Raw genomic sequence first — 19,000 nt, 5'->3', positions numbered from 1 at the left:
CTGGGGTTACCATTGGTGACCACGTCAACGTAGGTAACCGGCGGTGAGCCGGGAAGACCGCACTTTCGGCACAGGTGGTGAGTTCGAGGTGACCACGTCTCCCCGGGGTGATCTGTTCGATCCGGACTGCCCGACCCGCGCGCTGCTGGACCGGATCGGCACGAAGTGGACGTCGATGGCGGTGAAGGTCCTCGCCGAGGCGGCCCCGGGCGAGGTGCGGTTCGCCGAACTCCGGCGGCGGATGCCCGGCGTTTCGCAGAAGATGCTGTCCACGACGCTGCGCAGCCTGGTGCGGGACGGCCTCGCCGAACGGCGGGTCGAGCCGACCGTGCCGCCGAGCGTGCACTACCGGCTCACCGCGCTGGGGTTGTCGCTGGAGGAGGCGCTCGCGGTGGTGCGGAACTGGGCGGAGACGCACATGGCCGAAATCGACCGCGCCGCGACGGACCGCTCTTGAACGCCGTTCTTGAGCCGTTCGTGTCCGGACTGTGGCGAACCTGCCATTCCGCAGGTGGACACGCCAACCGGCACCCGGAAACGGGCCCGTGAGGTTGCTCATTTCCGACCCATCGGCAACGGTAGGTCGACCAATGATTTAGGTTTGACCCGTTCGGGTTACCGCACCGGAAGGGAGGCCGCGCCCCTCGCGAAGGCGCGTGAGTATGTCTGCTGACTCTGAAGCCGAGGCCCGCGCAAGGGTTCCCGAGGAGACCGGTATCGCCGGGCACCTCCCGGACGAGCACGTGCCTCCGGTCGGCGCGGCGGGTGAGCCGCCGCGGACCGATCGCACGGTGTTCGGGGTGGCCGCCGCGCTGGCGCTGGCGATCATCGCCTGGGGGTCGCCTCGCCGGGCAGCCTGGCCGACGTCGCCGGCACCGTGCTCAACGACGCGGTGATCCCGTACGGCGGGTGGGCGTTCGTGCTGGCCGCGAGCGGGTTCGTGGTCTTCGTCGTCGCGCTGGCGGTGAGCCGCTACGGGCGCATCCGGCTGGGCCGCGACGACGAGAAGCCCGAGTTCCGCACCGCCTCGTGGATCGCGATGATGTTCAGCGCCGGCATGGGCATCGGCCTGATGTTCTTCGGCGTGTACGAGCCGGTGTCGCACCTGGCCAGCCCGCCGCCGGGCACCGCGGCTCCCAGTTCGGACGAGGCCGTGCACACCGCGATGGCCACCACCCTGTTCCACTGGACCGTCCACCCGTGGGCGATCTACGCGGTCGTCGGGCTCGCCATCGCCTACAGCACGTTCCGGCGCGGCCGCAGCCAGCTGATCAGCTCGGTGTTCGCGCCGCTGCTGGGCAGGCGCCGCACCGAGGGGCCGCTGGGCAAGGCGATCGACGTGATGGCGATCTTCGCGACCCTGTTCGGGTCGGCCGCCTCGCTCGGCCTGGGCGCGCTGCAGGTCGGCGGCGGCATGGCGTCGGTCGGCTGGATCGACAACCCGGGCACCGGCCTGCTGGTCGGGATCATCGCGATCCTCACCGTGGCGTTCATCGCCTCCGCGGTGTCCGGCATCGCCAAGGGCATCCAGTGGCTGTCCAACATCAACATGGTGCTGGCCGCGCTGCTCGCGGTGTTCGTGCTCGTGGTCGGCCCGACCGTGCTGATCCTCAACCTGGTGCCCAGCGCGATCGGCGACTACTTCCGCGAGCTGGCCGAGATGTCCGGCCGCTCCGGCGTGACCGGCGGCGCGGAGATGCAGACCTGGCTGTCCGGCTGGACGGTCTTCTACTGGGCGTGGTGGATCTCCTGGACCCCGTTCGTCGGCATGTTCATCGCCCGCATCTCGCGCGGCCGCACGATCCGGCAGTTCGTCATCGGCGTCATCGCGGTGCCGAGCGTGGTGAGCCTCGTGTGGTTCGCGATCTTCGGCGGCGCGGCGATCGAGAAACAACGGTCCGGTGTGGACATCGCGGGCGCGGGCAGTTCCGAGTCCGCCACGTTCACGCTGCTGGAGCACCTGCCGTGGTTCGTGCCGATGGCGATCCTGGTGATGATCCTGGTGTCGATCTTCTTCGTGTCCGGCGCCGACGCCGCGTCCGTGGTGATGGGCACGCTGTCGCAGAAGGGCTCGGTCAACCCGCACCGCAACGCGGTGATCTTCTGGGGTGTGCTGACCGGTGCGGTTGCGGCGGTGATGCTGCTCGTCGGCGGCGAGGACGCGCTGACCGGCCTGCAGAACCTCACCATCCTGGTGGCGGTGCCGTTCGTCGTCGTGATGATCGGGTTGTGCGTGGCGCTGTACCGGGATCTGCGCACCGATCCGCTGGTGATCCGGGAGCGCGAGATGCTGCGCTCGCTGGCCGAGATCCACGACGAGCGCACCGGCGACGAGCGCAGGCGCCGCCGCCTGCGCTCCCGCCGCACGTGATCCGGCGCCCGGGCGGGCGGCGTTCAGGTCAGCGCAGGCCCAGCACCGCGAGCGTCCGGGCGGCCATCGCGGCCTCGCCCCTGGCGTTCGGGTGCACCACGACCGGATTGGTGCCCTGCAGGACCGGTTCGATCCAGCGCACGCCCGGCGCCTGGCACGCGTCGTGGCCTTCGGAGGCCGCCGACAGGTCGACGTAGGTCGCGCCGGTTTCGCCGGCCGTGCGTTCGACGGCGTCGTTCAGCGTGGCCTGGAGGCTGCGCAGGTAGGGCACGTCGCCGGCGGCGATGGGCATCCGGTCGAAGCAGCCGCCGGTGGCGGGCAGGATCCACGGGTAGCCGAGGATTGCCACCTCGGCGTCCGGGGCCTTGTCCCGCACCGCCCGCAGCGCGGTCACCAGCGCCGGGTAGGTCTTGGTCCGGACGGTGTCCTCGAAGCTGGAGCCGTGGATGTCGCGGCACGGGCTGCCCTGGCCGAGCGTGAGGATGCCGGCCGAGCCGCACGCGAGGATCGCGGAGATGAACACGCCGCTGTCGTTGCCGCCGATGGTCATGGTGATCAGGTCGGTGTCCGCGCCGACGGCGTCGAGCTGCGGCGGCACGCCCGGGTACTGGGCGGTGGTGAAGTGCTTGGTCTCCGCGGCGCCGCAGGTGACGTCGGTGAGGTGCGCGCCGGTCTCGGCGGCGAGGACGTGCGGGTAGTTCCGGCTGGAGCGCAGGCACAGCGGCGAGGCGGCCGGATCGGGCGGGAGCACCCCGGAGGCGGCGCTGTAGGAGTCGCCCAGCGCCACGTAGTCCAGGGATTCGGCGTGGGCGGCGGGTGCGGCGAGGGTGGCGGCCGCGGTGGCCGCGGCGAGGAGGACGGCGAGGCGGCGAGGCATGGCTTCTCCCGGGCGTCGTTGACGGGTGCCGAAACTACTGACGAGTAGGTAGCTGATCGTCGGGCATCCGCGAAACGCTTGTCAAGGAGCCCGGTCGCATCCCGCGACCGGACCCTCACCGGTGTGACAAGTCCGCCCTCACGCGCCGTCGTGGATCTTGGCGCCGGCGCGGTCCCGGTCCAGGAGGTGGCGCAGGGCGGCGAGGACCTCCCGCGGTGCCTTCTCCGTCACGAAGTGCCCGGCGCCCGCGATCAGGGTGAGTTCGGCGCGCGGGATCCCGGCGGCGAGTTCCTCGGCGATCGTGGTGCGCAGGTAGTCGTCGCCGGTGCCCCACACGATCGCCGTGGGGCAGGGGATGCGGCCGAGGCCCTCGGCGAGATCGCGGCGGGCGGGGACGCGGTAGTCGCTGAAGTAGTGCAGCAGCCAGCGGGCCCCGTCGGTGCCCCGCATCCAGCCGAGGTAGTCGTCGAGGGTGCCGCGGTCGATCACGTCCTCCCGCAGCGGGGTGCGCAGGCCCGCGCGGTTGATCGCGGCCACGGGCAGGATCTTGGCGAACGGGCCGGCGAGCGGGCTGCGGCCGAGCAGTCCCACCAGGGAGAACACGGCGTACCAAGCGGGCACGAAGGTGCGGTGGGCGCGGCTGTTGAGGATCGCCAGCCGCCGCACGCGGGCGGGGTGGCGCTGGGCGAAGCCGAGGGCGAGAAAGCCGCCGTAGTCGTGGCCGAACAGGTTGCACTCGCCGATGCCGAGGGCGTCCAGGACGCGGCCGAGGCGGGCGACCTCGGTGTCGTAGTCGAACCGCAGATCGGTCCGGCGCTCCGAGGCGCCCCAGCCGAGCCAGTCGAGGGCCAGCACGCGATGGCGCTCGGCGAGTGCGGGGATCTGGTGGCGCCAGGAGCGGTGGTTGGCCGGATAGCCGTGCAGCAGCACGACGGGTTCCGCGGCGGGGTCCCCGAGGTCCAGGTAGGCGAGCCGGGCGCCGTCGACTCGCACCGACCGCATCTCAGCGGGCTGGGACATGGGTTTCCTCCTGGGCCGGGTACCGGCGCGGACCGAGCTTCCAGGAGATGTCCCGGGCCCAGGTTGTCGTCATCCCTGCCTCCGTAGTTCCTGCAATCGTTGCAAAAGTGGGCTCACAGTAGCAGGCGCGCGGAGTTCTTGCAACGGATGCAGGAACGCGTAGGGTGTCCGGCATGGCCACCGGCGACGTCAAGGCACGGGATCCGCGGAAGCAGCGCACGATCGACGCCCTCCTCAAAGCCGCCGAACAGGTCTTCGCCCGCCGCCCGGTCGAGGAGGTGACGGTCGAGGAGATCGCCGAGCGCGCCGGGGTCGCGGTCGGCTCGATCTACAACAACTTCGGTTCGAAGGCCGGCCTGCACGCCGCGGTGGTCGACCGGGCGCTGGACGTGGACCGCGAGTACATGGACCGCGCCTACACGCCGGACCGCTCGCCGGTCGAGCAGCTGGAGGCCGCCGCCGAGCAGTACCTGCGGTTCTACCTGGAGCAGCCGGAGTTCTTCCGGATGCTGGCCTTCCCCGCGCCGCTGGGCAACTACGACGCCGCCGCCGAGACCGCCGCGCGGCTGGCGCGCCGGGTGGACGAGCAGAACGCGCGCATGATCGACGCGATCGAACGGGGCATCGCCGACGGCACGATCCGCTCGCTGGACGCGCGCAAGGCGGCGAAGGTCCTGTGGTCGAGCTGGAACGGCGTGATCAGCCTGGCCTGGCGCCCGGACGAGCTGCGCGAGGACGAACGCGGACTGGCCGGCCTGCTGGCGCTGGCGGCGGACCTGGTCGGCTGGGGCCTGCGGCGGCCCTAGGCGTCGCGGTGGTAGGCGGCGCGCTCGGCGGGTGGCCGGGCCGCGGAAGCGGCCGTGCAGCCCCCCTTTTTCCGCGCCCGGCAGTGTGCTGAGAAGACTCCCTAGGCGTCGCGGTAGAGGTCCAGGCGCTCGGGCAGCTGCCGGAAGCCGGCCGAGCGGTAGGTGGCCACCGCGGCGACGTTGGTGCTCGGGGTGGAGACCAGCGCGCTCGACGAGCCCAGTTCGCGGAGTGCGGCCGCCGCGGCGAGGGTGATCGCCCGGCCGTGGCCGTGCCGCCGGTGGCCGGGGTGCACGCCCACCGGCTCCAGCAACCCGCGCCTGCCCGGGCCGGCCGACCAGACCGCCACCGCCGCCACCGCCGTGCCCCGGTCGTAGGCGAGCAGGCAGCGGGCGTCGGCGAACGGGGCGCCCGCCGCCATCGCGTGCCAGCGCTGCTCGGTGAACGTCGAGCCGTCGAAGGACGCGCGCAGCACGGCGCTCCACGCGGGAGCCTGCTCCGGCCCGGTCACCTCGATCCGCAGGCCCGGGTCCGCCACCGGCTCGGTCAGGTCGCGGACCAGCGGCGTCCACGCCTCGCCGGCGCGCCAGCCGTCCTCGGCGAGCAGGTCCCGGACCAGCGCGCCGGGAGGGGCTTCCAGGAACACCTTGCCCGGCGGCAGGACACCACGCGCCGGGTCGGCGAGGTCGCCGGCCAGCTGCCGGGCCAGCTCCTCGTCCCGGAGCGCGCCCGGTGCGACCGCCAGCCGCAGCAGATCGGGTCCGTCCAGCAGCCCGGCGGCGACGATCCGCCCGTCCCGGCGCCAGGTCCGGACCGCCGCGGCCGTGGCCTCCGCGCCGGAGCGCCAGAACCAGCCGACGTCGCCCGGATGCAGCTGCACCGGCGCGTCGTCGCGCTGCCACTCCCGCAGTGCGGCCACGGCCCCGGCCAGGTCGCCGGCGGCTGGTTTGATCGTCATACCGCCGATCACACACCACCGGGGAGGGTGAGGGCACCCGGTTTTCGGCCGGTCGTGGTTAGGCTGCGGCGCATGGACCTCTTCGCCGGGATCCCGGTCAGCGATTACGCCGCCGCGCGCGAGTGGTACGAGCGGCTGCTGGGACCGATCACCTTCGAGCCGAACGACGTCGAGGCGGTGTGGGAGCTGGCCGAGCACCGCTACGTCTACATCGAGCACCGGCCCGGGCACGCGGGCCACGCGCAGCACACGATCTTCGTCGACGACCTGGACGCGGTGGTCGCCGGAATCGCCGAACGCGGGCTGGAACCGGCCCAGCGCGAGATCTACGACAACGGCGTCCGCAAGATCACCTTCCGCGACCCCGACGGCAACGAGATCGGCTTCGGCGGCGCTCCCGTGGCGTGAGCACCGCCGGGATCTAGAGCATCCCGTGGGCGCGGAACAGCCGGTCGTGGATCTCGCGGATCGTGGCCTGCTTGCGGGCGTTGTAGTCCATCACGGTGCCGCCGCCGGGGATCGCGGCCAGCTTCGCCTCCTGGTAGCGCACGCGGTCGCCGGGATGGGCGCGCAGCCAGTCGCGGAAGAGGCGGTGCCGGATGGTCTCCGGGCAGTCCGGCCCGAACACGTGCAGGTTCACCCGCGGCTCGGCCAGGGTCAGGCAGCGGTGCTCGTGGAAGGACGGCTCCCGGATCGTGAGCACGTACCCCCGCCGCTCCAGCGCGGGCACGTAGGCCTCCTCGGCGCGCGGGTCGGCGACGGTGAGGTCGATGTCGATGACGTCCTTCGCGGCCAGCCCGGGCACCGAGGTCGAGCCGACGTGCTCCAGATCCAGGACGGCCGCCCCGAGCGCCGCGCGGATTCCCGATGCCAGTTCCCGGTAGCGGCGCGGCCAGGCCGGGTCGTGGGGCACGATCCGCACGGTCACCGGCGCGGGCGGGCCGTGCACCCACGGGTTCTCGTCCGGATCGGGGTCGTGGTGGCGGGTGATCCCCGCGAACGTGGCCACCACCCCGAAGCCAGCAGCGCTGGACCCGCCCTTCCAGGGCGTCATCGCCGCGCCGAAAGTGTCCTCTGTGGACTTCGCGCCGAGCGGACCGCCAGGTACGCCAGCAACCCGAACGGCGACAGCAGGATCGTCAGCACCAGGATCGGCGCCAGGAACGCGTGACGCACGTCCCGCTCCCGTGCGTCGAAGTACATCCAGCGGCCGATGAACAGGTCGAAGGCGATCAGGTGCGCCCAGATCGCCGCCGCGCCCTCGGGGGTGCCCAGGAACGCCCGCAGCGTCTCCAGGTCCGGGCGGCTCACCACCGCCCACAGCGTGCCGAAGTCGCCGATCGCGAACACGGTGTAGATCACCAGGGGCGGCAGGACGATCCACGGCGAGGCGATGACCCGCCGCGTGCCGGACCATCCCGGCGCGAGGATCATCAGCGCCCAGAACGGCGCGGCCAGGTAGAAGGTGATCTGGAACAGGCTCGTCGTGCTCACGAGACCCCCGCTTCCACGCGGTCGCGCGAGGCGGCCAGCGCCCAGGACGCGCCCGCCGCGACGGCGACGACCAGCCCGGCCAGCGCCAGCGACGTCCAGGCGTCGGGGCGGATCAGCGGCTGCCCGCGCAATGCCTGCCAGGTCACCAGCGCGACCACGCCGGCGTAGCCGAACCCGGCCACCGCCACCAGCCGCGCCCGCACGACACCGGACTCCAGGCGCGCGAACCTCCGGGCCAGCACGGTCAGCAGGAGCGCGAACAGCGGCAGCACCTGCAGCGCGTGCATGCCCACGAAGTGCGGGATCCGCAGGTCGCCGCCGGTCGTGCTCCACCCGGTGAGCGGCATGCCCGGCCCGCCGTCGGCCACGCCCACGCTGTGCGCGCCGATGAGACCTTCGAACGTGCCGTCCCGCAGCGACCGCGACTGCTCCTCGGTCGGTCCGACCATCAGCGCGCCGAGCCCGATCCCGGCCAGCGACACGACCGCGCCGAGCCGGATCGCCCACCGCGCCGCCGGATCGGCGATCTCCGTGCGCAGCAGCAGGATCGTGAGCACGAGCGTGCCCGTCCACAGCGCCGCGATCGACACGCCCATGATCGCGAACAGGGCGGCGTCGAACGCGGTCGCGGCGTTGAAGTGGCTCGCCCGGCCGCGCACCACCTGCAGCACGATGATCGCGTACTCGACCACCACGATCACCGCGATCGCGGTGGACACCCCGGCGGCCAGGCGCTGTCCCCGGCGCAGCAGCGTGAGCAACCACGCCCAGGTCACGCAGTACACCGCGATCGAGATCGCGAACTTGAGCGGCTTGAGCCAGATCGGCGCGCCGAGCAGGACCCGGTCGTCGAGCGCCAGGCCGGCGAGCGACACCACGGTCATGCCGGCCATGAGCCCGGCGGTCCACATCATCGGGCGGTGCCAGGCCGGGACCCGGCCGAGCAGGGTTGTCATGGTTTCTCCTCCCAGTCGGATAGCGTAACTATCCACTACGGGAAGCTACGCTATCCATCCTGAGAGAGTCCACAGGAAAACCGGTCAGGGCAGGAGCGCCTCGCCGAGTTCGCGCCAGCGCGGCCGCGCGGTCGAGCCCGGCGGGATGCCGATGACCTGCACGGCGACGTGATCCGCGCCCGCCGCCACGTGCCGGCGAAGCTTCTCGGCGATGGTCGCGGTGTCGCCCCAGAACACCAGGTCGTCGACGATCCGGTCGCTGCCGCCGCCGGCGAGGTCGTCCTCGGTGTAGCCCAGCCGCCGGAACTTGGCGACGTTGTACGGCGTGGTCAGGTAGGTGTGCAGGTGCTCCCGCGCGACCGCCCGCGCCTTCGCCGGGTCGGTCTCGAACAGCACCGCGTGCTCGACGGCGAGGAACGCGTCCGGGCCGAGGATCCCGCGTGCCTGGGCGGTGTGCTCGACGTTGACGTGGTAGGTCTGCGCGCCCGCGGCCCGGTCCCGCGCGAGTTCGAGCATCTTCGGCCCGTAGGCGGCCAGGATGCGGCGGATCGGAGCCGCGGACTCCCGCGCGTCCAGCTCGTCGAGGTAGGTGCGCAGGGCGGCCAGCGGTTTCACGCCCGGGTGGGGCGTGCCGCCGAACCCGAGGCCGAGGACGTGCCGGCCGGGGTAGGCGTCGGCCAGCAGGGCGGCCGCGCCGTGTGCCGAGGCCGCCGGGTGCGGCCAGATCTGCGCGATGCCGTTGACGACGCGCAGCCGCTCGGTGGCCGCGAGGAGGACGGCGGCCTGCGTGAACGCCTCGCGGCCGCCGACCTCGGGGAACCAGAAGGCGCGCCAGCCCTGCTCCTCCAGTTCCCGGACCGACTCCCGCATCAGCGCCGCCGGCTGGTGTTCGAAGTCGAACGTGTAGATCCCGAACGTGCCCAGGTCATCCATGTATCGAAGTATCGCAGATTCTCGATATGACCGCGTGCGTGGGCCTCCCGTCCAGGGGAGCGGGGGGCGTCAGAGGGTCTGGCCGAGCACCGCGACCAGCTCGGCGATGCGTTGCTCGTCGCGCTTGTAGTGGGTCCACTTGCCCACGCGGGTGGCGCGCACGAGGCCGGCGCGCTGCAGCTCGGCCAGGTACGCCGACACCGTGGACTGGGCGAGCCCCGCCTTGGCCTGGATGTGGCTCACGCACACCCCGACCTCGGCCGGATCGGCGATCGCCTGGTCCATCGGGAAGTGCCGCTCGGGTTCGCGCAGCCAGGACAGCAGCTGCAGGCGCACCGGATTGGACAGCGCCCGCAGCGCGCGGACGACGTCGGGGTCCGGGGTGACCGCGGCTTCCGTCATGGCGTCCAGGTTATCCGGCGCGACCGTCATCCCGGGCCGCCGGGATGGGCGAGGTCGTAGGCGCGGGAGAGCTTCCGGGGGACCACCATCCGCCACGCGTCCACGACGAGCTCGCGGGCCTCGGCCGGGTCCAGCGCGGCGAGCTCGGCGCGAACCCAGTTGAACCGCATGTCCGGCGCCGACGGCAGCCGGAACTTGTGCGGCTCGCCGGCGACGAGCGCGGCGCGCTCCTCCTTGGGGAACGCGAACTCCATCACCGTTTCGTCGGGGGAGAACGCGACGTAGACGATCTGCCGGACCCGGAACTTCAACCGGCCGCGCACGTACACCGGATACGAGCGCTCGAGCTCCGAGCCCAGCGCGCGAACATCGTCGAGCACAGCCATCCGCACCTCCGCACCCGGTCGCGGGCCGCCCCGTCACCAGTGTGCCGTCCATCCGCGGGCCGGAACTACCCCGGCGCAGGCGGGTTGCGGCGCGCCTTGATGCGCGCGTGCGGCAGCTCCGGCGCCGGCAGCCGGGACACCGCTCCCCGGTAGCCCTCGACCCGGCCGAACTGCTCCGACCCCGCCTGCCAGGCCGCCCGGTAGGCGGCGATCTCCTCGTGGCTGCGGCCCACGAAGTTCCACCACATCACGATCTCCTCGGCGAACGGGGCGCCGCCGAGCAGGAGGACCCGCGCCGGGCCGCTGCCGTCGTTCACCAGCTCCAGCTCACCCGCGCCGGGCGCGAGGCAGGCGAGGTCGCCGTTGCTCAGCTTCCTGCCCGCGACGGTGACCCCGCCGAGGTCCTGCAGCACGCCGTGCTCGAAGGCCGGGTCGACGTCCAGCACGACGCGCGCGCCGGGGCCGAGCGTGAGTTCGGCGCCGAGCAGGGGAGTGAATGACGGGACCGGCGAGGTGCTGCCGGCGAGGCTGCCCAGGAAGACCCGCACGGCCGCGCCGGGCAGCTCGGCCACCGGCGGCGCGTGGTGGTGGAAGTCCCGCGCGGTGTGCCGGTGCTCGTCCGGCAGCGCGATCCACAGCTGGACACCGTGCAGCGTCGTGGTGTCCGGTGTGGACACCTCCGAGTGCGCGATGCCGTGCCCGCCGGTCATCAGGTTCAGCTCGCCGGGCCGGACCAGCGCGTGCGTGCCGAGGCTGTCGCGATGCTCGATCTGGCCGCTGAACAGCCAGCTCGCGGTCTGCAACCCGGTGTGCGGGTGTGGCGCGACGTCCATGCCGCCGCCCGCGGCGACGTCCTCCGGGCCGTAGTGGTCGGCGAAGCACCACGCGCCGATCAGCGACCGCTGCCGCTGCGGCAGTGTCCGGCGGACCCGCATCGCGCGTGGCCCGCCCAGCGGGACATCGCGCGGCGTCAGGACGGTCACGGTGCGCGCCGCGGCGGGCCGGTCCCCGCACACCAGCTCGGCGGGGTCCGCCTCGACATTGCTCATGGCCTCATCGTGCCACCCGCGCGGTTCAGCGCGTGTCGGCGCGGGGACGGCCCGCCGAGAGCGGGAACAGGCCGAGCACGATCATCCCGACGCCCAGGCCCAGGTGCAGCCAGTTGTCGGCGTCGTTGACCGGCACGAAGTTGGCCGCCGAGCCGTGGTCGATGAGCAGGCCGTAGAGCCACAGCACGAGGTAGACGAGCCCGCCGCCGATGAGGAAGGCGCGGGCGCCGCGCGCGGTGCGGGCCAGCACCAGCCCGGCGACGCCGAACAGCAGGTGCACCAGGTTGTGCAGCACCGACACGGCGAACACGCCGAGCAGCATCGCGCCCGAGTGGTGGCCGGCGAAGGTGAGCTGGTCGTAGTTCGTGGTGAGCCCCGGGATGAACCCGGCGATGCCGACCAGCAGGAACACCACGGCGACGACCGCGGCGAGGATCTGGGTGACGGTGCGGGCGGTGCCCGCGGCGGTGGGGGTGTGCGACATGGTCCTGCCTCCCGGAAGTCGGTTCACCGGGGTGGCTTCCCGGCCGCCGGCGGCCTAACCGTCGGCGAGCGCACGCGGGCCGCTGGTGACCGTGCTCAGCGCGGCCGCGGCTCCGGTCCGGGACGGCGCGGATCCGGCCGGCACGGCAGGCGCCGCCGATGTCCGGGCAGCCCCGGCCGGTGGCCGAGAATGGACGGTCTCAGGTGGACTCCGGCTCGCCGAGGGCGGTCAGGCGGGCGGCCAGGAAGCGGCGGTCGGCGGGGTTCGCGGCCAGGTCGTGCGCCCGCCGGTAGGCCGTGGCGGCCTCGGTGGCGCGGCCGAGCCGGCGCAGCAGGTCCGCGCGGGCGGCGTGGAACAGGTGGTAGCGGTCCAGGCCGTCGATCCGCTCCAGCAGCGCCAGCCCGGCCGCGGGCCCGTCGGTCATCGCGACGGCGACCGCGTGGTTGAGCGCCACCACCGGCGACGGCGCGACCCGCAGCAGTTCGGCGTAGAGCGCGGCGATCCGCGGCCAGTCGGTCTCGCCGGCCGAGCGCGCCTGCGCGTGCAGCGCCGCGATCGCCGCCTGCAGCTGGTACGGGCCGGGCGTGCCGTGTCGCAGCGCGCGGTCCAGCACCCCGACGGCCTCCGCGATCGCGGCCCGGTCCCAGCGGCCGCGGTCCTGGTCGGCCAGCAGGACCACCTCGCCGGTGGGGGAGTGCCGCGCGGCGGCCCGCGAGTCGTGCAGCAGGAGCAGCGCGACCAGCCCGAGTGCTTCCGGCTCGTCCGGCATGAGGGCGGCGATCAGCTTGGCGAGGCGGATCGCCTCGGCGCGCAGCGTGCCCGCCTCCGCGGGCGCGGCCGTGTAGCCCTGCGTGAAGATCAGGTACACCACCGCCAGCACCCCGGACAGCCGCTCCGGCAGCAGGTGGTCGGCCGGCACGGCGAAGCTGATCCCGGCGTCGCGGATCTTGCGCTTGGCCCGCACCAGCCGCTGCGCCAGCGTCGCCTCCGGCACCAGGAACACGCGCGCGATCTCCGCCGCGGTCAGCCCGGCCACGGCCTGCAGCGTGAGCGCGACGCGGGCCTCGGGCGCCAGTGCCGGGTGGCAGCAGGTGAAGATCAGGCTCAGCCGCTCGTCACCGATGGCGAGCAGGCGTTCCGCGCCGGGCTCGCTCATCGCGGGCCACCCGGCGCCGGCCCGCTCCTCCTTCTCCCGGCCCGCCCGCTCCCGCCGCAGCCGGTCGATGGCCCGGTTCCGGGCGGTGGTGAGCAGCCACGCGACCGGATCGCCGGGCACCGTCTCCCGCCACGCGCGCAACGCCAGCGCGCACGCGTCCTGCAGCGCGTCCTCGGCCAGCTCGAAATCGCCGAGCACCCGGACCAGCGCGGCCAGCATCCGTGCGCGGTGCTCGCGGTAGACGCGCCCGACCGCCTCAGCCGGCACCGGAGGGCGCGGGGCTGTGGCCGACACCGGGCACGTGCGCCAGCGGCCGGACCTCGATGGTGCCGCTCTCGGCGAACGGGCACAGCGCGGCCAGCTCCAGCGCCTCGTCGAGGTCCCGGCAGTCCAGCACGTAGTAGCCGCCCAGGTGCTCGTGCGTCTCCACGAACGGCCCGTCGGTGATCAGCGTCCGCCCCTCGCGCACGGCCACCGTCGTCGCGGTGTGCACGTCCTGCACCGGGTCGCCGGCGACCAGCACGCCACGCCGCCGCAGCTCGTCGGCGAACGCCGTCACCCGGGCCAGGGCTTCGGCGAAGCCCGGATCCGGCGGTTGCGGCCGCTCGCAGTTGTAGATCATCAGCAGGTAGCGCATCCGTCCTCCCCGTCGTCCTCATCCGAAGATGACGAACGGGATGCCCCTGACTCGACAGCCCGCCGGGAGATTCTCGCCCGGGCGCGCGGGAAAAGCACGAGGGCACGGCCGCGCGCGGCGGCCGTGCCCTCGTCGTCCCGGGCGCTCAGCGCGGGGTGTAGGTGAGGCAGTTGGCGGCGTGACCGCCGGTACCCGGCCCGACCCGGACGCCCGAGGCGGTGCACTCGAGCGAGGAGTTGTACGTGCAGTCGGTGCGCGAGCAGGCGCCGACCTGCGCGACGACCCGGTCCAGGCCGCCCTTGGTGTTCAGCGGCACGAAGGTGCCGCAGTCCGCCGAGCCGTTCTCGCCCATGACGGTGATGGCGAAGGCGTGGCATCCGTCGTGGTTGTACGAGCACCCGGTGACGGTGCACTCGGCCACAGCGGGCATCTCGGTGCTGGTCATAACCGCTCCTCACGACAGGGTGGTGGGACATCGTCCGGTACCCCGGACAATGCCACCGCCGGGCGTGCGCGGCAATTCGGCGGGATTTAGGTGAGCCTATCCTTGAAGGTGCGGTTTGCGCTGGTGGGAGCGCGGACGAGAATTGCGGGAGGGCGCCCCCGGAAATGATTCCCGCCCCTTCGGGTGATTGTCCGTACCACTGTTGTCCACTGTAGACGATCGCCTGGTGGCGGGATAATTCCCAACCATGATCACCCGGTTCCCGTGTGAAAAATTCTCGAATTTTTCGTCCTCATGATCCGGTTCGTCGCGTAGGCTCCTCGCGTTTGTGTCGGCTTCACCGAGGAGTTTGCGTGCGCCCGCGTCACTGGGGTTCGTTGTTGTCCGTCGTCGCGGCCGTCGCGGTCGTGGTGTCCGCGCCCGCCGCGGCGCAGCCCGGGGCGGGGCCGGTCGAGCCGAAGGCGTCCACCGTGGCGCTCGCGAACGCGCCCGAGGTGGCGCCGGGCGCGCGGGAGGTCGCGGCGCGGGAAGGGTTTTCGCTGGCCGGGCTGAGCTGGCGGGGCGCGGCGCCGGAGAAGGTGTCGGTGCGGTGGCGGTCGCAGCGCGGCGCGTGGAGCGACTGGCGCGCCGTGGACCGGCAGGACTCGGGCCGCGACGGGGTGGCGGCGCCGTCCACGACCGAGCCGATCTGGACCGGCCCGGCCGACCGGCTGCAGGTGCGCGCCGAACGCGGCGGCGTGCCGGTGACCGGCGAGCTGTCCGCCGTGCTGGTCGATCCCGGGACCTCCCCGGCGGATGCGACGGTGGCGCAGGCGTCGGGGGTGCCGTCGATGCCGGCCGTGGTGACGCGGGCGCAGTGGGGCGCCGACGAATCGCTGATGACCTGGACGCCGGAGTACGCGCCCACCGTCAAGGCCGTGACGCTGCACCACACCGACAACAGCAACGACTACACCTGCGAGGAGTCGGCGTCGCTGGTGCGGGGCATCTACTACTACCACGCGGTCACCAACGGCTGGGGCGACATCGGCTACAACGCCCTGGTCGACAAGTGCGGCACCGTGTTCGAGGGCCGCGCGGGCGGGCTGAACCTGCCCACGATCGGCGCGCACGCGGGCGGGTTCAACACGTCCACGTTCGGCATCGCGATGCTCGGCACGCACAGCACGGTCGCGCCGAGCGAGGCGACGCTGGACGCGGTGGCGCGGATGACCGCGTGGAAGCTCGGCAACGGCTACACCGACCCGTCCGGTTCGACCACGCTGGTCAGCCGGGGCGGCGGCACGTCGAAGTACCCGGCGGGCACCGAGGTGACGCTGCCGACCGTGTTCGGGCACCGGGACGTGGGCGCCACCGAGTGCCCCGGCAACTCCGGCTACGCGCAGCTGCCTGCCCTGCGCACGCGCGCCACCGAACTGGCCGGCGACTGGCGGTCCGGCGCGGTGCACCAGAAGTGGGTGGCGGTCGGGACGGCCGCGGCGGGCCCGGTGTACGCGGTCGAGACGGACTGGCCGGGCGGTGGCCGGGCGACGACGTTCGGCGGTGGCGGGTCGACCATCGCGTGGCGGTCCGACCTGGGCGCCTACTGGGTGCACGGCGCCATCCACGGCACGTTCACCGCGCTGGGCGGGCAGTCGCTGTTCGGGTACCCGACGACGGACGAGCGGGGCACGCCCGACGGGGTGGGCCGCTACAACCACTTCAGCGAGAACGCCTCGATCTACTTCACCCCGGACACCGGCGCGCGCGGCATCCACGGGCCGATCCGCGACAAGTGGGCCGCGCGCGGCTGGGAGACCGGGCTCGGGTACCCGCGCACCGATCAGAGGGTCACGCCGGACGGGGTGGGGCGGTACAACCACTTCACCGGGAACGCGTCGATCTACTGGACCTCGGGCACCGGCGCGCAGGCGATCCAGGGCGCGATCCGCGACACCTGGTCGGCGCTGGGCTGGGAGGCGGGCCCGCTGGCCTACCCGGCGACCGACGAGCGGGGCACGCCGGACGGGGTGGGCCGGTACAACCACTTCACCGGCAGCGGCGGCGGGTCGATCTACTGGACGCCGGGCACCGGCGCGCGGGCGATCTACGGCGCGATCCGGGCGCGGTGGAGCGCGCTGGGCTGGGAGGCGGGCCCGCTCGGCTACCCGACGACGAACGAGCTGGTGACGCCGGACGGGGTGGGACGGTACAACCACTTCAACGGCAGCGGCGGCGGGTCGGTGTACTGGTCGCCGGGCACGGGCGCGCACGCCATCTACGGCGCGATCCGCTCCCACTGGGCGTCGCTGGGCTGGGAGAAGTCCTGGCTGGGCTACCCGACGAGCGACGAGTACGCCGTGGCGGGCGGCCGCCGGAACGACTTCCAGGGCGGCTACATCGTCTTCTCGTTCGCCACCGGCAAGGCGGTGGCGTACCGGTACTGAGCCGGGGGATGGGCTCTGGCGGTCAGTGGGGCGGTCGCTTGGCCTGCGCCGGTCGCTGATCGGTAAGAGCCGCCGCTGCCTCGCGGCGGCTCTTACCCGCGCCGTCCGAGCCCATCAAGCTGCTCGCCCCTGCCTCCGCACGCGACTCGGCCGCTCCGGTCCGCGGCCGCAGCGGCTCATCCGGCCGCCTGATTCAACCGCTCCCGCTCCGCGCCCGGGGCGCCGAACGGATCACATCTCCCACCTATCTAGCAGTGCTAGCGCTTCTGTCGCCGACACGCTAGTGTCGATTACGTACCTAGCAACGCTAGCAAGGAGATGAAGATGCTCACCCCGGTCGCCTACGGGCTCGCCATCCTGCTCAACCTGCTGCTCGTGTTCATCGGCGCGCGGTTCCTGTTCACGCCCCGCGCCGCCGCGGCCGGCTACGGCGTCCCCGCCCGGACCGGCGGCGACCCGGCCTACCTGACGATCAAGGGGCTGCGCGACGGTGGCTACGGCCTCGTCGGCCTGGCCCTGCTGGCCTTCGCCGGACCGCACGCCGAGGCCTGGTTCATGCTGGTCGTCGCGCTGCTCCCGTTCGGTGACACGGTCGTCGTGCTGCGCAATGGCGGGCCCAAGGCGGTCGCGTTCGGCGTCCACTTCGCGACCGCCGTCGTCATCCTGCTCAGCGCCGTGCTGCTGTTCCTGGTGTGAACGGCACGACCTGCCCGAACCGCACCAGCTCGCCGTAGTGCTCGGGCTTCCCGGGCTCGAGCACGAGGTCCAGCAGGGCAATCGCGGCCGTGGCGGGCGTCGGCGCGTCGCTGACGTCCCACCACAGCGCGGAGGTCGGGGTGTTGATCATCCCCGGGCACACCGCCGCCAGCAGGATCCCGCGCGTCAGGTCGCCGTCCCGGCGCTGCGAGGCGAGGGCGCGCACGGCCGCGACCTGGGCGATCTTGGACGGGATGTTCACGAAACCCGGCCAGGCGCCGGAGCGGGCGCTGCCGTCCTTGACCGCGTCCCGCCACGCGGCGACCTGCTCGTCCACCTCGTCGAGCGCGGTCAGGCCGTCGAAGTGGTGGTGCAGCACCGGCGCGAGCTGCTTCAGCGTGCCCAGCGAGCTGGCCACCACGATGAGGCTGCCGTCGTCGCGCACCAGCGGCGCGAACGCCCGCAACAGCCGCGTGGTGCCGAAGTTGTTGACCTCGGTGTAGGTGTCGATGATCGCGCGCGGGTCGTCGTCCGGGCCGACGCGCATGACGGCGTTGCCGAAGACGATGTCGACGCCACCGTGCCGCTCCCGGACCAGATCGGCGAACCGGGCGGCGGCTTCCGGGTCGCCCACGTCGAAGACCTCGCCGCGGACGTGGGCACCACCGGCGGGCATCGCCTCCACCGCCTGCTGGATCCGCTCGTGGTCACGCCCGGTCAGGTACACGGTGTCCCCTGTGGACAGACGCTGCGCGAGACCTTCGACCAGTGCGAGGCCGAGACCCTGGGTGGCGCCGGTGACAACTGCGACTCTGTTCATGCCTCCGACGTTAGGAACCCCGGAGCCATCCGGGTAGCGAAAGTTCCGCACCTGGGGTATTCCTGTTCATCATGGCCTTCACCGATGCCTCCCTCACCGCGCTGCGGGTTTTCCGGGAGGTGGCCGAGCGGGGCACGCTGACCGCCGCCGCGGCCGCGCTGGGCTACACGCAGTCCGCGGTGTCCCGGCAGATCGCGTCGCTCGAACGCGCCGCCGGGGCGCCGCTGCTGGAACGGCGGCACGACGGCGTGCGGCTGACTCCCGCCGGCCGGGTGGTGGTGCGCCGCGCGGCGAGCGTCGTCGACCAGATCGACGCCACCGCGCGGGAGCTGGCCGGCCTGCCCGACGAGCACAGCACGGTGCGGTTCGGCTGGTTCGCCAGCGCCGGGGCCGGACTGGTGCCGCAGGCGCTGGTCGCGTTGCGCGAGACCCACCCGGCGATCACCGTGGTGACCCGCGAGGGTAGTACCCCGGCGCTGGTACGCGCGTTGCGTGCCGGAACGCTGGACCTGGCGCTGATCGCGGCCGCGCCGCCGTTCCGGCCGCCGGACAGCGAAACGCCGGCGCTGGAACTGCGGACGCTCGCCGAACGCGGACTGTGCGTCGCCGTGCCCGCCACGCATCCGCTGGCGCGCGGCGACTTCGTGGACATCGCGGATCTGCACGGCCAGCGGTGGATCGCGGGCGCGGGCGGCGACAAGGTGATGGGGGTGTGGCCGGGCCTCGACGAGCGGCCCGAGATCGCCCACACGGCGCGCGACTGGCTGGCGAAGCTGAACCTGGTCGCCGCGGGCTGCGGCATCACGACGGCGCCCGCGTCGCTCGCCGCGGTGGCGCCGGCGGGCGTGCGGATCCTCCCGGTGCACGGCGGCCCGTCCGAACAACGGCGGCTGATGCTCGCGCGGCTGCCCGGCGCACTGCCCCAGGCGGTGGCGCGGGTGGCGGAGGCGCTGCGCCTGGCGGCAGTGGAGGCGCCGGCGCTGTCGTGAGGTGGGCGGGCTGGCGTGAGGCCGGTTGCCGCTGGCGTTGCGCGGTGCCGGCCGGTGGGGAGCGGAGTGGGGGTGCGTGGGCTGTCGTGAGCCGGCC

Annotated in this window: 21 protein-coding genes and 1 pseudogene; 7 read left to right on the top strand and 15 right to left on the bottom strand. The window is 73.1% G+C overall.

Annotated features, from left to right (window positions below; all coding sequences use genetic code 11):
• Window positions 1–88: 88 nt before the first annotated feature.
• Both L1857_RS21180 and L1857_RS21175 read left to right on the top strand, forming a co-directional pair.
• Entirely contained in the window at window positions 89–457 is a 369-nt protein-coding gene (locus L1857_RS21180; protein ID WP_249465992.1) for a winged helix-turn-helix transcriptional regulator, read from the top strand.
• Between the two features lie 205 nt (window positions 458–662).
• Window positions 663–2,371, top strand: a pseudogene (locus L1857_RS21175) (BCCT family transporter).
• 28 nt (window positions 2,372–2,399) lie between these two features.
• On the opposite strand, the gene L1857_RS21170 reads toward L1857_RS21175, so the two are convergent.
• Both L1857_RS21170 and L1857_RS21165 read right to left on the bottom strand, forming a co-directional pair.
• Window positions 2,400–3,248, bottom strand: coding sequence for an SGNH/GDSL hydrolase family protein (locus L1857_RS21170; protein WP_116109652.1), 849 nt, complete (start codon window positions 3,246–3,248; stop codon window positions 2,400–2,402).
• Window positions 3,249–3,386: 138 nt separating this feature from the next.
• A complete protein-coding gene (locus tag L1857_RS21165; protein ID WP_162830964.1) occupies window positions 3,387–4,268 on the bottom strand; it encodes an alpha/beta fold hydrolase in 882 nt (293 codons plus the stop codon).
• Window positions 4,269–4,441: 173 nt separating this feature from the next.
• On the opposite strand from L1857_RS21165, the gene L1857_RS21160 reads away from it, so the two are divergent.
• Window positions 4,442–5,074, top strand: a complete 633-nt coding sequence (locus L1857_RS21160; protein WP_116109736.1) for a TetR/AcrR family transcriptional regulator — start codon at window positions 4,442–4,444, stop codon at window positions 5,072–5,074.
• A 101-nt stretch (window positions 5,075–5,175) separates the two neighbouring features.
• Here the strand turns inward: L1857_RS21160 and L1857_RS21155 are convergent, their stop codons facing one another.
• Window positions 5,176–6,030 (bottom strand): GNAT family N-acetyltransferase, encoded by an 855-nt coding sequence (locus L1857_RS21155; RefSeq protein WP_116109651.1) that lies wholly within the window; start codon window positions 6,028–6,030, stop codon window positions 5,176–5,178.
• A gap of 72 nt (window positions 6,031–6,102) precedes the next feature.
• Between L1857_RS21155 and L1857_RS21150 the strand changes: the two genes are divergently transcribed.
• On the top strand, window positions 6,103–6,438 hold the full coding sequence (locus tag L1857_RS21150; RefSeq protein ID WP_094002769.1) for a VOC family protein: 336 nt from the start codon (window positions 6,103–6,105) through the stop codon (window positions 6,436–6,438).
• Window positions 6,439–6,451: 13 nt separating this feature from the next.
• Here the strand turns inward: L1857_RS21150 and L1857_RS21145 are convergent, their stop codons facing one another.
• The 11 genes from L1857_RS21145 to L1857_RS21095 form a co-directional block, all read right to left on the bottom strand.
• On the bottom strand, window positions 6,452–7,084 hold the full coding sequence (locus L1857_RS21145) for a GrpB family protein (RefSeq protein WP_240323071.1): 633 nt from the start codon (window positions 7,082–7,084) through the stop codon (window positions 6,452–6,454).
• Entirely contained in the window at window positions 7,081–7,524 is a 444-nt protein-coding gene (locus tag L1857_RS21140; RefSeq protein WP_116109650.1) for an ABA4-like family protein, read from the bottom strand. The genes L1857_RS21145 and L1857_RS21140 overlap by 4 nt, the downstream gene beginning before the upstream one ends.
• Complete coding sequence (locus tag L1857_RS21135; protein ID WP_116109649.1) at window positions 7,521–8,480, bottom strand: hypothetical protein; 960 nt, start codon at window positions 8,478–8,480, stop codon at window positions 7,521–7,523. Before L1857_RS21135 ends, L1857_RS21140 begins: the two co-directional genes overlap by 4 nt.
• A gap of 84 nt (window positions 8,481–8,564) precedes the next feature.
• The gene (locus tag L1857_RS21130) at window positions 8,565–9,413 is read right to left on the bottom strand and encodes a TIGR03620 family F420-dependent LLM class oxidoreductase (protein WP_116109648.1); all 849 of its coding nucleotides are present in this window, start codon (window positions 9,411–9,413) and stop codon (window positions 8,565–8,567) included.
• A 69-nt stretch (window positions 9,414–9,482) separates the two neighbouring features.
• Window positions 9,483–9,815 carry an ArsR/SmtB family transcription factor gene (locus L1857_RS21125; RefSeq protein WP_094002773.1) on the bottom strand — a complete coding sequence of 111 codons (333 nt, stop codon included), beginning with the start codon at window positions 9,813–9,815 and terminating at the stop codon, window positions 9,483–9,485.
• Between the two features lie 26 nt (window positions 9,816–9,841).
• The gene (locus L1857_RS21120) at window positions 9,842–10,201 is read right to left on the bottom strand and encodes an MmcQ/YjbR family DNA-binding protein (RefSeq protein WP_116109646.1); all 360 of its coding nucleotides are present in this window, start codon (window positions 10,199–10,201) and stop codon (window positions 9,842–9,844) included.
• A gap of 65 nt (window positions 10,202–10,266) precedes the next feature.
• Entirely contained in the window at window positions 10,267–11,250 is a 984-nt protein-coding gene (locus L1857_RS21115; RefSeq protein WP_094002775.1) for a pirin family protein, read from the bottom strand.
• 25 nt (window positions 11,251–11,275) lie between these two features.
• On the bottom strand, window positions 11,276–11,734 hold the full coding sequence (locus L1857_RS21110) for a DUF4383 domain-containing protein (RefSeq protein WP_094002776.1): 459 nt from the start codon (window positions 11,732–11,734) through the stop codon (window positions 11,276–11,278).
• 199 nt (window positions 11,735–11,933) lie between these two features.
• Entirely contained in the window at window positions 11,934–13,109 is a 1,176-nt protein-coding gene (locus tag L1857_RS21105) for an RNA polymerase sigma factor (RefSeq protein ID WP_233157001.1), read from the bottom strand.
• A gap of 37 nt (window positions 13,110–13,146) precedes the next feature.
• Window positions 13,147–13,527, bottom strand: a complete 381-nt coding sequence (locus tag L1857_RS21100) for a YciI family protein (RefSeq protein WP_094002778.1) — start codon at window positions 13,525–13,527, stop codon at window positions 13,147–13,149.
• Window positions 13,528–13,672: 145 nt separating this feature from the next.
• Complete coding sequence (locus L1857_RS21095) at window positions 13,673–13,972, bottom strand: DUF1540 domain-containing protein (protein WP_094002779.1); 300 nt, start codon at window positions 13,970–13,972, stop codon at window positions 13,673–13,675.
• Window positions 13,973–14,325: 353 nt separating this feature from the next.
• On the opposite strand from L1857_RS21095, the gene L1857_RS21090 reads away from it, so the two are divergent.
• Window positions 14,326–16,398 (top strand): N-acetylmuramoyl-L-alanine amidase, encoded by a 2,073-nt coding sequence (locus L1857_RS21090; RefSeq protein ID WP_233156990.1) that lies wholly within the window; start codon window positions 14,326–14,328, stop codon window positions 16,396–16,398.
• A gap of 324 nt (window positions 16,399–16,722) precedes the next feature.
• A complete protein-coding gene (locus tag L1857_RS21085; RefSeq protein ID WP_094002859.1) occupies window positions 16,723–17,094 on the top strand; it encodes a DUF4267 domain-containing protein in 372 nt (123 codons plus the stop codon).
• Here the strand turns inward: L1857_RS21085 and L1857_RS21080 are convergent.
• Window positions 17,066–17,914: an SDR family NAD(P)-dependent oxidoreductase gene (locus tag L1857_RS21080; RefSeq protein WP_094002781.1), complete on the bottom strand. Its 849-nt coding sequence runs from the start codon at window positions 17,912–17,914 to the stop codon at window positions 17,066–17,068. The two genes, L1857_RS21085 and L1857_RS21080, sit on opposite strands and share 29 nt — an antisense overlap.
• 71 nt (window positions 17,915–17,985) lie before the next feature.
• On the opposite strand from L1857_RS21080, the gene L1857_RS21075 reads away from it, so the two are divergent.
• Window positions 17,986–18,903, top strand: coding sequence for a LysR family transcriptional regulator (locus L1857_RS21075; protein ID WP_249465988.1), 918 nt, complete (start codon window positions 17,986–17,988; stop codon window positions 18,901–18,903).
• Window positions 18,904–19,000 lie beyond the last annotated feature (97 nt).

The organism is Amycolatopsis thermalba, assembly GCF_023376025.1.
In the GTDB taxonomy this organism is placed as follows: Bacteria; Actinomycetota; Actinomycetes; order Mycobacteriales; family Pseudonocardiaceae; genus Amycolatopsis_E; species Amycolatopsis_E thermalba.
Note: the sequence above shows the minus strand (reverse complement) of the source record. Positions and strands in the feature narration are given on the sequence as shown.